Annotated in this window: 12 protein-coding genes and 1 pseudogene; 4 read left to right on the plus strand and 9 right to left on the minus strand. The window is 60.2% G+C overall.

Annotation, left to right across the window (positions count from 1 at the left end; translation table 11 throughout):
- Positions 1–53: 53 nt before the first annotated feature.
- Both NDI87_RS02065 and NDI87_RS17470 read right to left on the minus strand, forming a co-directional pair.
- Entirely contained in the window at positions 54–2,096 is a 2,043-nt protein-coding gene (locus tag NDI87_RS02065; protein WP_296273151.1) for a PAS domain S-box protein, read from the minus strand.
- A pseudogene (locus tag NDI87_RS17470) lies at positions 2,094–2,978 on the minus strand (PAS domain-containing protein); the annotation flags it as partial. The gene NDI87_RS02065 and the pseudogene NDI87_RS17470, both read right to left, overlap by 3 nt.
- Before the next feature lie 149 nt (positions 2,979–3,127).
- Here NDI87_RS17470 and NDI87_RS02075 point away from each other — a divergent pair.
- The 4 genes from NDI87_RS02075 to NDI87_RS02090 are packed head-to-tail and all read left to right on the plus strand — an operon-like array spanning position 3,128 to position 5,600.
- Complete coding sequence (locus tag NDI87_RS02075; protein ID WP_296273138.1) at positions 3,128–3,337, plus strand: glycine zipper 2TM domain-containing protein; 210 nt, start codon at positions 3,128–3,130, stop codon at positions 3,335–3,337.
- A gap of 59 nt (positions 3,338–3,396) precedes the next feature.
- Positions 3,397–3,780, plus strand: coding sequence for a hypothetical protein (locus NDI87_RS02080; protein WP_296273139.1), 384 nt, complete (start codon positions 3,397–3,399; stop codon positions 3,778–3,780).
- On the plus strand, positions 3,777–4,709 hold the full coding sequence (locus NDI87_RS02085; protein WP_296273140.1) for a hypothetical protein: 933 nt from the start codon (positions 3,777–3,779) through the stop codon (positions 4,707–4,709). The genes NDI87_RS02080 and NDI87_RS02085 overlap by 4 nt, the downstream gene beginning before the upstream one ends.
- Positions 4,710–4,727: 18 nt before the next feature.
- A complete protein-coding gene (locus NDI87_RS02090) occupies positions 4,728–5,600 on the plus strand; it encodes a YihY/virulence factor BrkB family protein (protein WP_296273141.1) in 873 nt (290 codons plus the stop codon).
- Here NDI87_RS02090 and NDI87_RS02095 read toward each other — a convergent pair.
- From NDI87_RS02095 to NDI87_RS02125, 7 genes are all read right to left on the minus strand, one after another.
- Positions 5,584–5,868, minus strand: coding sequence for a hypothetical protein (locus NDI87_RS02095; protein WP_296273142.1), 285 nt, complete (start codon positions 5,866–5,868; stop codon positions 5,584–5,586). The two genes, NDI87_RS02090 and NDI87_RS02095, sit on opposite strands and share 17 nt — an antisense overlap.
- A gap of 33 nt (positions 5,869–5,901) precedes the next feature.
- Positions 5,902–6,834: an OmpA family protein gene (locus tag NDI87_RS02100; protein ID WP_296273143.1), complete on the minus strand. Its 933-nt coding sequence runs from the start codon at positions 6,832–6,834 to the stop codon at positions 5,902–5,904.
- A gap of 26 nt (positions 6,835–6,860) precedes the next feature.
- Positions 6,861–7,235, minus strand: coding sequence for a DUF4398 domain-containing protein (locus NDI87_RS02105; RefSeq protein ID WP_296273144.1), 375 nt, complete (start codon positions 7,233–7,235; stop codon positions 6,861–6,863).
- Positions 7,236–7,356: 121 nt separating this feature from the next.
- Positions 7,357–10,431, minus strand: a complete 3,075-nt coding sequence (locus NDI87_RS02110) for an efflux RND transporter permease subunit (protein WP_296273145.1) — start codon at positions 10,429–10,431, stop codon at positions 7,357–7,359.
- A 14-nt stretch (positions 10,432–10,445) separates the two neighbouring features.
- Entirely contained in the window at positions 10,446–11,696 is a 1,251-nt protein-coding gene (locus NDI87_RS02115; protein WP_296273146.1) for an efflux RND transporter periplasmic adaptor subunit, read from the minus strand.
- Between the two features lie 124 nt (positions 11,697–11,820).
- A complete protein-coding gene (gene rnhA, locus NDI87_RS02120) occupies positions 11,821–12,270 on the minus strand; it encodes a ribonuclease HI (RefSeq protein ID WP_296273147.1) in 450 nt (149 codons plus the stop codon).
- A 40-nt stretch (positions 12,271–12,310) separates the two neighbouring features.
- Positions 12,311–12,896: methyltransferase domain-containing protein (locus NDI87_RS02125; protein ID WP_296273148.1), on the minus strand; the 586-nt coding region annotated here is incomplete at its 5' end.

A 12,896-nucleotide genomic window follows, 5' to 3' on the forward strand; every position in this document is an offset into this window, starting at 1 on the left:
TGGTAGATCAATAGCTGGCAGTGTAGTGCCGGTTTTCTGCGTGGCAAGCGAGGCTATGGCACATGAGCGTCGGCCAAGGCCAGCCCTTCATCGAGCGCAGCCATGAACTCCTGCACCAGAATAGGTTTGGTGAGGTAACGAAAAAAACCCGCCGCCAGGCCTTTTTCAATGTCACGCGACATGGCGTTGGCGCTCAGCGCCAGCACCGGAATGTGCTGGGTGGCGGCGTCTTCCTGCAAAATGGCGAGCGCCTGCATGCCACTGATGCCGGGCAGGTTGATGTCCATCAAAATCAGGTCAGGCTGGTGTGCGCGCGCCATGGCAATGCCGCGCATGGCATCTTGCGCCCCAAGCAAGCGCATATCCGGACGGCGCGCAATGAGCTGCTCTACCAGCGCCATGTTGGCCTGGTTGTCTTCCACATAGAGCAGCGTGCGCAAGGGCGCTCCGGGCGACGCCACGCTGACGGGTGTGACTTCGAGTGGCAGTTCATCCAGTACCAGTTGGGGAGCCAAGGTTGCGTTGAGTTCAAACCAGAACACACTACCGACCCCCACGGTGCTGGTCACGCCAATTTCGCCGCCCATCAGTTCCACCAGCTGGCGGCTCACCACCAGACCAATGCCGGTGCCCTCCTCGGCGCCTGCCTCCTGCCCGAGACGGTTGAAGGGCTGGAACAATTGCGCAATTTTCAGGGGCGAAAGCCCTTCGCCGCTGTCGCGCACACTGATCCGCAGGCGCCCGGCAGAATGCAGCCTGTAGCTCACTTCGGCGGTGCCGTCAGGGCGGTTGTATTTGATGGCGTTCGAGAGCAAATTCACCAACACCTGCTTGAGCCGGGTACGGTCGGCGATGACAAAACAGTCATCGTCACCCGTTGGGAACTTGATGCGAATACCCTTTTGCTGGGCTTTCAGCGCAATCATGGCCTGGCAATCCTGCAACACATCATGCAGCGAGGTGGGCTCCAGCGACAGTGACAAACGGCCGGATTCAATCAGGGCCAGATCCAGGATTTCGTTGATCAGCTTCAGCAGGTACCACCCGGCCGTCAAAATCTGCCCAATGCTGCCGGCCTGTGTTGGCGACGGTGGGGGCGAGCCTGACTCCAGCAACTGGGCAAAGCCCAGGATGGCGTTGAGCGGGGAGCGCAGTTCGTGGCTCATGCTGGAGAGAAAGTCCGACTTGGCCTGGTTGGCATGGTCGGCCACCCGGCGGGCGCGCTCCAGTTCGACATTCTTGTTTTGCAGCACCAGGTCGAGCCGGGCCCGCTCGGCCTCGACCTGCTTGCGCGCCGTGTTGTCGGTGCCGATCAGCAGGTAGCCAATGATGCTGTCCTGGTCGTCGCGCAATGCGGTGACGGACACCACAGCGGGGAAGCGGCTGCCGTCTTTGCGGATGTAGGTGAGTTCGTAAATGTCTTCGATGCCGCGCGAGGCCTTGAACACCAGCGCCTCAAAACCGGGGCTGATGCTGGTCTCCAGCTCGACGCTCAAGGATTTGGCCCGCGCAATAACCTCCTGCGGGTCGGAAATGTCGGCCGGTGTGATCTTGTTCATCACCTCGGCGGCGGCGTAGCCCAGCATGCGCTCGGCACCGACATTGAAAATCTGGATCACACCCTTGGCGTCGGTGGCGATGCTGGAAAAGTTGGCGCTGTCAAAAATCGCTCTTTGCAGGGCACCGGCCTTGAGCAGTGCTTCTTCGGCCGCCTTGCGCGTGCTGATGTCGCGCAAAATGCCGGTGAAGTAACGCTGGCCACGCAGCGTCATTTCGCTCACGGCAATTTCCAGCGGAAAAGCGCTGCCGTTTTTGCGCCGGCCAATCACTTCACGCCCCATACCAATGGCACGTGCCTCGTCGCTGACGCCGTAGTACGCCAGCGACCCATTGTGCTGATCCTTATCCAGCTCAGGAATCAGCAAGCTCAGGGGTTTGCCACCGAGATCGGCAGCGCTGTAACCAAACATGAGTTCAATGGCCGGATTCACGGTCTCGATGATCCCGCCTTGCGCGTGAATGGTCACCAGGCCATCCACCACCGTGTTGAGAATGGTCTGCACCAGTGCCGCACTGTCGCGCAAGTCCTGTTGCACAGCGTATTCATCGGAAACATTGCGAAACACCAGCACCGCACCCACCACCTGGCCATCAGCGGCCCGAATCGGGGCGCAACTGTCAGCGATGTCAAATTCGCGCGCATCGCGGGCAATCAGCACCGTGTGATTGGCCAGGCCCTGCTTGGTGCCATTTGCCAAAACGTCTGCCACCGGGATTTTGGCCAGCGCACGGGTTTCTTTGTTGACAATGTGAAATACCTCTTCGATCGGTTGTCCAAGCGCCTGCGCCTGAGTCCAGCCGGTCAGCGCTTCAGCGATCGGGTTAAGCAAGGTCACGCACGCAGCAGCGTCAGTGGCAATCACGGCATCGCCAATCGAGTTGAGCATGACCGAAAGTTTTTGCTCGCCCTCTTGCAAGCGCTGGTTGGCCTGCGCCAGCAGCCTGTTGCTGGTTTCCTGAGCCTCCAGCAAATGCAGCATATTCAGATGACGCTGGTCTTTGACATGTTGCTGCGATTTTTGATAGGCCAAATAAGCAAATACCACGGCCAGCAGCGCAACCAACACGACCAAGACAGAAAAGATGAGCGGAAAACGGTTCACGCCGGAATCCATACCGGCCTCGGTGGACAGATACGACCAGATCATGAACGCAATGCCAACGGCTAGCAGCAGCAATGGGCCAGCTAGCCTGGTCAATGTCTTGGGGATGATTTTCAAGGATCGGTACTCGTAATGCAGGCCTGACAAGGCGCGAAATGGGTGGATGGCGCGTGCAGCACGCGGTGCCATGCGCACCAGTTGTCCGTTATACACGCATCTGTCGTCCAAATCGCCATCTTCGCCTGCCATAGCAATTAATTGGTATGCTGCGAGCCTATTGACCGGCCTGTGCAGCGTCTGTGTGATGGCACACATAGGCCCTTGATTCGAGCACAGAAACGCTCTCCGGTTTGTGTACGCAAACGCACAGACCTGCCCTCATGGGCAGTCAACAATGCATTCATGTCCGTGCCAGCATGCTCTGCGTTGCACGATTTGATCGTTAACTGACTAGGAGAACCCTCATGAACTTTACTCAACGTATTTCTGCTGCCGTCCTGTTATTGACCGCCTTGGGCCTGGCTGGCTGCGCCGGTATGACGCGTCAGGAAAAAGGCACTGCCACTGGTGCGGTGATTGGCGGCGTGGCTGGCAACGTCGTCGGTGGTGGCCTGCTGGGCACCGCTGCCGGTGCCGCCGTGGGTGGTGTCATTGGCCACGAAGTGACCAAATAAAAACCCGGCTTGGCAACCAGCGTATTGATCCCACACGACACGCCCTCTTGACGTCCAGCATGAAGCTTCATCAAAAACTTCTTGCACTGGCCTTGACCGCATCGGTGTTGCTGCCCCTCATCCTGGTGCCCGTTCGAACAGTGGCCCAAATTCAGCTAGCTGCGCCAGCCAGGCAAGCTGAAAGCCAGGTATGCACCGATTGCGGTGTAGTCGCATCGGTGCATCTGGTTGAGGCCAAAGGAGCAGATGGCCACCCAGGCATCCTGGCTGACGCTTACGCAGGCCGGGCGCTGGAAGGAAAATCTCACCCCAGCAAACACTTTGAAGTGGTGGTGCGCATGCAAAGTGGTACGTTGCAAACAGTCACCTATGCCACTGACCCTGGTTTCAAGATGGCTGACACTGTACAGGTCATCGACGGTATGCTCATACGCAAGCCATGAATCAAGGCTTTTTGAATGACAACCCCGATCACCATCGGCGCTGTTGGTCTGTCAGTTTGCAATGGCTGGCAGCGATTGTGTTTGCCTGGGGCGGCTGCAACGCCTGGGCCGCCACAGATGCCGAGCTTGCCACTGCACTGCGTGGGGACGCCACGCGCCTGGAACAGCAACTCCAAAACAACCCGTTTGGACAACCCCTGGTTCTTCAGTCATCAGAGACCGCCAAGGGCTTGACGGGTGACATCTACGCCGTGGTGCCTTACCCGTTTGCGACTGTCAGCACGGGCATGCGGTCACCGGAGCACTGGTGCGAAGTCATGATTTTGCACGTCAACACCAAATACTGCCATGCCGTGGCTGGCCCGCAAAGCACCACCTTGCGCGTGAACATTGGTAAAAAAACACCCCAGGCGATTGCAGACACCACAAGAGTTGATTTTCGTTACCGCGAAACCGCATCTAGCCCGACTTATTTTGCGATCAAGCTCACCGCCAAAGACGGGCCGCTGGGCACCAGCAACTACCGCATTCTTCTGGAGGCGGTTGAACTGCCGGGCAACAGGACGTTTTTGCATCTGACTTATGCCTATGGTGTGGGCTTCGCGGGCCGCCTGGCCATGCAGACTTATCTTGCCACCCTGGGCGCGGGCAAGGTGGGCTTTACCAGGGCTGGCCAAAGCGCAGACGGTCAAACCGGCTATGTGGCGGGCGTGCGCGGCGTGGTCGAACGCAATACCATGCGTTATTACCTGGCGATCGACAGTTTTTTGGCTTCGCAACGCGAGCCACCCGCAGCACAGTTTGAACAACGGCTGCAAGCCTGGTTCAGCGCGGTAGAGCGTTACCCGCGCCAGTTGCATGAAATTGATCGCTCAGACTATCTGGCGATGAAGCGCGCTGAAGTGCTGCGCCAGCAAACAGTGTACTGAACGCCGAGTGCGTTGACCATGCCACTTGACCTGCCACTGTACTGGGCCCTGCTCAAAAAAGTATTCAATTCGTGGCTTGATGACGACGTGCCGAGCATGGGCGCGGCACTGGCCTACTACACGCTCTTTTCGCTGGCCCCGCTGCTGCTCATTGTGATCAGCGTGGCAGGCCTGGTGTTTGGCGAAGACGCCGCGCGCGGAGAAATTGAGTCGCAGCTGCGCACCCTGATGGGTGAGCCCGGTGCCAGCGCGGTGCAAGCCTTGCTGGCCAGTGTCGGCGAACCGTCGGAGAGCAGCCTGGCCACGCTGCTGGGCGTGTTGCTGTTGCTGATCGGTGCCACCACAGTGTTTGGTGAACTGCAAAGCGCACTCGATCGCATCTGGCGCGTGCCCGCCGCAGCGCCGGTGCGTGGCTGGCTCCATTTGATTCGCGCCCGACTGCTGTCTTTTGGCATGATCCTGGTGATCGGCTTTTTATTGATGGTATCGCTGGTTTTGAGTGCGGCGCTGGCCACCATGGAACGTTTGTGGAGTCCGCTTTTTGGTGGTTGGATCAGCATTGCCAGCGCCAGTAACGCGGCCGCCGGATTTGTGCTGGTCACAGCCATGTTTGCGCTGATTTACAAAGTGATGCCACGCGCCCAGGTGTTATGGCGCGATGTCTGGACCGGGGCGCTCTTTACCGCCCTGCTGTTCAGCCTGGGCAAGGCCCTGATCGGCTTCTACATTGGCCGCAGCGGCATCGTGTCGGGCTTTGGTGCCGCCGGCTCGTTGGTGGTGGTGTTGCTATGGGTGTATTACTCGGCCCAGATTTTTCTGATCGGGGCCGAATTTACCTGGGTCTATGCCAACCTGTTTGGCTCACGAAAGACGCTTAAACCTGGGATTTGAAGTAACTGAAAGAATGCACAAAGGCTGCGCGCACTTTGTCCGCCTCTTTCACCATGTTGTCCCAGGTGTCTTCAGTGGCCGCTTTGAGCTCGTCGAGCTTGGCGCCCGCCAGCTTGGACTGGTGGCGCAGTTTGCGCATTTCTTCCAGATAAGCATCGCGCGCATCGGCCTTGGCTTCTGTTGCCCTGGCGTCAAGCTTGTTCATGTTGACATTGAGTTCATCAAGTTGCGCCTTCATGGCTTCGATGTAAACGTTTTTGGTGGTCATGTCATGACTCCTTGAGTTGAAAAATGGGGGGGGTTAACGCGCAATGACTTTGCCGCTGTCGTCTGACAGAACGATCTCGACACGGCGGTTCAGCTGGCGATTGCCGGCGCTGTCATTGGCGGCCACGGGAAATGACTCGCCATAACCACGCACCTCAATACGATCACGGGCGACCCCCATGTCCAGCAAAGCGCTGCGTACCGCCGTGGCGCGACGCTCGGAGAGTCCCTGGTTGTAGTCAGCGGCACCGGTACTGTCGGCAAAACCCTCAACCATCACCCTGCGCTGCGGGTTTTGCTGCAACACATCGGCCAGCTTCTGGGCGCTGCGCATGCCGTCGGCTGTCAGGCGTGACAGGTCGGTGCCAAACAACACGTCGCCCAGGGTAATGACCATGCCGCGCGCTGTTTTTTTGGCGGCCAGGTCGGCCAACTGGGCTTCGAGCTGTGCCGCGCGGGCCTGTGCCTCCTGCGTCTGGCGCTGGGCATTGGCGGCATCGGCCTGAGCCAGCTGGGCTTCACGTTGAGACTGGGCAGCGCTGCTTTGTGCCAGTTGGGCTGCCAGCGTGGCTTGTTGGGCGCTGAGTTTGGCGGCATCGGCTTCTTTGGTGCGCGAATCAAGGCGTATCTGGTCGCGCTCTTTGCCGGCATTGGCGATCTCGGCCTCGGCCACCTTGCGTTTGCTCACTTCCTGCGTGAGCGCAATTTTTTGCTTCGCCAGGTACGCCAGGTTGTTGATCTTGTCGTCGCCGTCGCGCTCATTGGCCGCCACATTGGCCTGTGCCATGGCCGAGCTGGCCTCTTTCATTTCAAGCGGCGCATGGGTGGCAATGCTGGGGTTGCCTTGCGCGACCGCATAGTCGGATCGTGCCTGCTCCAGCAGCGAGGTGGTTTTAGGCGTCGAGCTGCAGCCGGCTACAAGAGCGGCAACTGCCAGAAATATCGGGGCCAAATGGGCTTTGTTCATGATGAGTCCTGTTGGTTGGTGATGGATTAGCGGGGGCGGTCGAGCTCTTCGCGCAGCACGCGAATGTCGTCTTGCAGGACATCGGCGGCAGCCTGCGCCTTGACCGAGCTGGCTTTGTTCTGCGCCAGCTTGGCATCGGCTTGCGCCTGGTTGGCGAGTTCGATGGCCAGTTTGTAATCTTTGGCGACCATGGCCTGGTTCGCCAGTGTCAGTTTTTCTCGGGCTGTCGTCATTTCAAGCGGTGCATACTGGGCGCCACCGGCACCCGCAGCGTTGGCAACGGCGGCCTTGGAAACTGCCACATCGGCTGTCGCGGGGGTCTTTAAACTGCTGCAGCCCACCGTGAGCACGAGGGCTGCGACAGACAACACGGCGAGCCCGGCTCTGGTGATTTTCTTCATCATGGATCTCCTGTAACGATTTAACCAAAGCGGGATCGCTTTGACCAAATAACGTTATAGGCGGCCCGTGCAGCCATGTCTGTTCGCTGCCATACACAACGCAGCAAGGACGTGAGGCGTTCTAACCGTGCGTTGCGGCTGGCTTCAGCGCCAGCTCTTTTTTGGGGCCAGGCACTTTTTTGCGCGCCAGCAGGGTGTACATGGTGGGCACCACAAACACCGTGAGCAAGGTGCCCAGACTCATGCCGCCCACAATCACCCAGCCAATCTGGTGCCGGCTCTCGGCACCGGCGCCGGTGGCAATGGCCAGCGGCACCGCACCCAGCACCATGGCGCCGGTGGTCATCATGATCGGGCGCAGGCGCTGCGTCGCCGATTGCTGGATGGCGGCCAGCGTGTCCAAGCCCTGCTCACGCAATTTATTGGCAAATTCAACGATCAAAATGCCGTGCTTGGTGATCAGTCCCACCAGCGTGATCAGGCCGATCTGGCTGAACACATTGAGCGTGCCGCCCGACCATTTGAGCGCCAGCAAGGCCCCGGCCATCGACAGCGGCACGCTGAACAGAATCACAAACGGATCGACAAAACTCTCGAACTGTGCCGCCAGCACCAGAAAGATGAACAACAGCGCCAGCGCAAACACCAGCGTCAGCGATTCCGACGATTTTTTGAACTCCCGGCTGATGCCGTTCAGGTCGGTGGCATAACCGGGCTGGAGCACCTTTTGCGCGGTGGCATCCATGAACTGCAAGGCCTCGCCCACCGAATAGGTGGCCAACAAATTGGACGTGATGGTGGCCGAGCGGCGCTGGCCGAAGTGGATCAGCTCGCGCGGCACCACCACCTCGCGGATGGTCACCAGCGCGGACAACGGCACCAGCTCGGCGCCTTTGCCGCGGACAAATATTTTTTCAATGTCGTCGGGCGTGTCCCGTCCCGTCGGCGTGGTCTGCACGATCACGTCGTATTGCTCGCCGCCGCGTTTGTAACGTGTGACCTTGCGTCCGCCCAGCAGCGTCTCGATGGCGCGCGCAATCAGATCCACCCCCACACCCATGTCGGCGGCACGCTCGCGGTCCACTTCCAGCTTGATTTCGGGCTTGTTCAGGCGCAAGTCGGTGTCGACCTGGACAAAACCCGGATTTTTGGCCAATTCGTCCTGAAACGCACGCACGGTTTGCGCCAGGTTCTGGTAGCTCTCGGAGGTGATGATGACAAACTCGATCGGTCGGCTGCTGAAGCCCTGCCCCAGCGATGGCGGCGTGATCGGTGTGGCCGTCACGCCTGACAGGCTGGACACGCGCGGCGTCATGGCGCGCGCCATTTCCTGCGTGGTGCGTTGGCGCTCATCCCATGGCTTGGCCCTGAAAAAAACATTGGCTTGCGATACGGTCGGGTTGCCCACCGTGGCAAAAATACGGTCAAACTCCGGGTAATCTTCGGCAATACGTTCCACACCGCGAACGTAGCGGTCGGTGTAAGCCAGGGTGGCGCCATCCGGTGCGTTGACACGCGCCAGTACCACACCCCGGTCTTCCAGTGGTGCGAGCTCGCGTTTGATGTCACCCAATGTCCACCAGGTCACAACCCCACTGGCCACCATCACGACCAGTACCAGATAGCGTCGTTTCAGCGACCAGCCCAGCAGCCTGGCGTAGCTACGGGTAACCCATACCAGCAGGTTTTCCATGTGCGAGTCAAACCAGGTCGGGTGCGGGTTGTGCCTGAGCAGCAGCGACGACAACATCGGCGACAAGGTGAGCGCGACGATGCCCGAAATCACCACCGCACCGGCGAGTGCCAGCGCAAATTCGGTGAACAGGCGCCCGGTGCGGCCCGGAGAAAAAGCCAGCGGCGCATACACCGCCACCAGCGTCATGGTCATGGCCACAATGGCAAAACCGACCTCGCGCGCGCCCTTGATGGCGGCCTGAAATGGTGCCATGCCCTCTTCGATGTGGCGATAAATGTTCTCCAGCATCACGATGGCATCGTCCACCACCAGGCCAATGGCCAGCACCAGCGCCAGCAGCGTGAGCGTGTTGATGCTGAAGCCCGCCAGTGCCATCATGGCAAAAGTGCCAATCAGCGACACCGGAATGGTGATGAGCGGGATCAATGAGGCGCGCAGCGTGCGCAAAAAGACAAAGATCACCAGCGCCACCAGCACCGCGGCTTCGACAATGGTGGTGAACACCGCCTTGATGGACTGGTCGATGAACACCGAGTTGTCGTTGGCCACCTCGATTTGCACGCCGGGCGGCAAGTCGCGGCGCAGTTTGGCGAGCAATCCCTGCACGCCTTTGGACAAATCAAGCGGGTTGGCGGTGCTTTGCTTGACCACACCCACGCCCACGGCATCGCGGCCGTTCAGACGCACAAAGGAGCGCTCATCGACCGGCGCCTCCTGCACGCGGGCAACGTCGCCAATGCGAATCGGCTGGCCATTGACCGTGCGAATCACCACCTGGGCAAATTCCTGTGGCCGCTGCAGGTCGGTGGCGGCGGTCACATTGAACTCGCGTTGCTGGCTTTCTATGCGCCCGGCAGGCACTTCCAGATTGGCACGGCGCAGGGCGTCTTCGAGGTCTTGCACGGTGAGCTTGTAGGCCGCCAGCTTGTCGGGATCGACCCAGATGCGCATCGAGAATTTGCGTTCGCCATAGACGTTCACTTCAGCCGCGCCGGGGGCGGTTTGCAGCACCGGCTTGACCAGCGTGTTGGCCATCTCTGACAGCTGCAGTGCATTGTGGGTGTCGGAACTGAGCGCCAGGAAGATCACGGGAAACGACTCGGCCTCGACCTTGGCAATGACCGGCTCGTCAATGCCTTGCGGCAGGCGTTGCCGCACCCGGGTCACCTTGTCGCGCACGTCGGCGGCGGCCGCATCGGCATCGCGGCTCAAGGCAAAACGCACCGAGATCTGGCTGCGTTCCTGGCGGCTGTTGGAAGTGATGACGTCCACACCCTCGATGCCGGAGAGCGAGTCTTCCAGCACTTTGGTCACCTGGGTTTCCATCACCTCGCTGGAGGCGCCGGCAAAGGTGGTGGTGACAGACACCACCGGCTCGTCAATCTTGGGGTATTCGCGCACCGTCAGGGCATTGAACGAGACCGCGCCAATCAGCACGATCAGCAGTGACAGCACGGTGGCAAAGACCGGGCGGCGGATCGAGGTTTCAGCCAGTTGCATCAGAGGCTCCCGGCTTAGCGGCTGGCCGTCAGCGCAGGGGCCGATGCTGCCGCTGCAGGCCCTGCAGACTTGGCAGCATCGGCCTTGCCCACGCCCCCTCTACCTTCAGGATTTAATTCCACCACGCGCACCGGTGAGCCGTCTTTTTGCAGCCGCTGCTGGCCTGCCACCACCACGGTGTCGCCCAGGCCCAGACCTTGCACGATTTCCACCTTGCCCTGGCGACGCACACCCAGCGTCACCTCCTGCCGTTGCGAGACAAACTTGCTGTCAGGTGGCATGGCGATACCCTCCGGCGGCGCGACCAGCCTGATGACAAACTGCTTGTTCCCCTGGGGCACGATGGCTTCTTCTGGCACGACCAAGGCCGACGCATTGACGGAAAACACGGTGGTGACCCGGGCAAACATGCCCGAGCGCAAAGCCTGCGGCTGACCCGCCTTGCCGCTGTTGAGCAACACCGCACGCACACCCACCGAGCGCCCGTTGGCATCCAACAGCGGGTCAATGGCCTCCACCTGCGCCGTGAAGTTGCTTCCGGGCAAGGCATCCAGCGTCATTTCGACCGTCTGACCCGGCCTGACTTTGCTACCCACGCGCTCGGGCAAGCGAAAGTCAACCAACATCTGGCGCGTGTCTTCCAGTGCCACCAGATCGGCACCGTCTTTCACATAATCACCCACATTCACCAGGCGGATGCCGGCCGTGCCGTCAAACGGCGCGCGCACCGACAAACGGTTCAGTCGTGCCTGCGCCAGGGCCAGCTGGGCCTGTGCCACCTGCACATTGGCGGCGCTGGTGTCGAGCGTTTGCTGCGCCATGAAATTGGCGGCGACCAGCTCCTGGGTGCGTTTGAAACTGGCCTGGGCAATGGCCAACTGGGCCTGCATTTGCAGCAGTTCGGCTTGCTGCAACTGGTCGTCAAACTGCACCAGGATTTGCCCCTTGCGCACCGGGCCGCCATCATTGAAGTTGAGCGCGGTGATACGCCCCACCAATTCGGGGCGCAGCATCACGCTGTGCCGGGCACGCAAGCTGCCCACGGCCTGGGCATCGTCTCGCAACGCCTGCACCGCCACCTTGGCGACCTCCACCCCGACAACCCGTGATGCGCCCGAACCAGTGCCAGACGGCTTGACCTCGCTGCTGCCGGCGCCCGTGATGGCGATCGGTGCCAGCGGGCGCGATTGCAACCACCAGGCCGCAGCACCAGCCAAAGCGATACCCACCACGGCCACTGCGGCGAAAGAAAATTTAAAAGCCATAAAGATTTTTCAAGTCAAAGCCACTGAAACATGTACCTGGCGTAATGTAGCGGCAGACAGCGCAACCTGCAGGATAAAGGGCAGCCTTTTACCCAAACTTCACTTGCTGCGGGTTGGCGCATGGTCAACGCTGGCGCAGCGCCATCTCCACCCCCTGATTGGCCAATTCATCAGCGCGCTCGTTACCGGGGTCGCCATTGTGACCACGCACCCAGCGCCACGCGATCTGGTGGGTACCGTCGTTGACCAGCGCATCCAGGCGCTGCCACAAATCCACATTCTTGACTGGCGCCTTGGCTGCCGTTTTCCAGCCGCGCGCCTTCCAGCCTGGCAGCCATTCGGTCATGCCCTTGAGCACGTACTGGCTGTCCACGTGCAGCGTGACCCGGCAGGGACGCTTCAAGGCGGACAGCGCCTCGATCACCGCCATCATTTCCATGCGGTTGTTGGTGGTCCCCATTTCGCCACCAAACAGTTCTTTTTTGGCATCGGCAGATTTCAGCAGCGCACCCCAGCCACCCGGCCCCGGATTGCCTTTGCAGGCACCATCGGTGTATATGTCAATCGGATTCAAAAGCTTGACCTCATCCTTCATGGGTTAAATAGTATTCGGATTAGCTGGCGCCAGAACTGTTGGCGATCGACACCGGTGCATTGGCCAAAATCCGTGCCGGCTTCCAGACCGGGTTGAGCAATGTCATGCCACGCACCCGCTTGACCGCCACCAAACAATACACCGCGCCCAAAAATGGCCACCAGCGCGCACCGACCGGGTCCATCCAGGCAACACGCTGCAACCAGGGCGCGCTGGAAAAAGCCGGCCGGTAACAGCCAAAATGCTCCGCCTCAATCTCAAAGCTCAGCAGGCGCAACCAGTCGCGGCAGCGCCGGTAAGCAATGAATTCACCCGCCTGGGGTAAAAACAGCCGATTCACGCCCAGACGCCGGTAAAGATGCGCGCGTTGCTGGCGAAAGCCCCACAGGCTCAAGGGGTTAAAACCGCAAATCACCACCCGCCCCTCGGGCACCAGCACCCGGGCCACTTCATTCAAGGCGGTATGCGGGTCTGCGGTGAGCTCCAGGGCGTGCGGCAGCACCACCAGATCGAGGTTGTTGGCGGGAAAAGGCAGTGCGGCAAAGTCGGTGACAAAAGCGGCTTTTTCATGGGGTGTTTCAGTGGCCAGCCAGCGGTGCGGCATG

This window comes from Rhodoferax sp., from assembly GCF_023701345.1.
Taxonomy (GTDB): Bacteria; Pseudomonadota; Gammaproteobacteria; order Burkholderiales; family Burkholderiaceae_C; genus Rhodoferax.

Excerpts from the sequence above, each read along its gene's own strand:
- NDI87_RS02075 (WP_296273138.1), top strand. The coding sequence starts at position 3,128 with ATGAACTTTACTCAACGTATTTCTGCTGCCGTCCTGTTATTGACCGCC.
- NDI87_RS02080 (WP_296273139.1), top strand. The coding sequence starts at position 3,397 with ATGAAGCTTCATCAAAAACTTCTTGCACTGGCCTTGACCGCATCGGTG.
- NDI87_RS02085 (WP_296273140.1), top strand. The coding sequence starts at position 3,777 with ATGAATCAAGGCTTTTTGAATGACAACCCCGATCACCATCGGCGCTGT.
- NDI87_RS02090 (WP_296273141.1), top strand. The coding sequence starts at position 4,728 with ATGCCACTTGACCTGCCACTGTACTGGGCCCTGCTCAAAAAAGTATTC.
- NDI87_RS02095 (WP_296273142.1), bottom strand. The coding sequence starts at position 5,868 with ATGACCACCAAAAACGTTTACATCGAAGCCATGAAGGCGCAACTTGAT.
- NDI87_RS02100 (WP_296273143.1), bottom strand. The coding sequence starts at position 6,834 with ATGAACAAAGCCCATTTGGCCCCGATATTTCTGGCAGTTGCCGCTCTT.
- NDI87_RS02105 (WP_296273144.1), bottom strand. The coding sequence starts at position 7,235 with ATGAAGAAAATCACCAGAGCCGGGCTCGCCGTGTTGTCTGTCGCAGCC.
- NDI87_RS02110 (WP_296273145.1), bottom strand. The coding sequence starts at position 10,431 with ATGCAACTGGCTGAAACCTCGATCCGCCGCCCGGTCTTTGCCACCGTG.
- NDI87_RS02115 (WP_296273146.1), bottom strand. The coding sequence starts at position 11,696 with ATGGCTTTTAAATTTTCTTTCGCCGCAGTGGCCGTGGTGGGTATCGCT.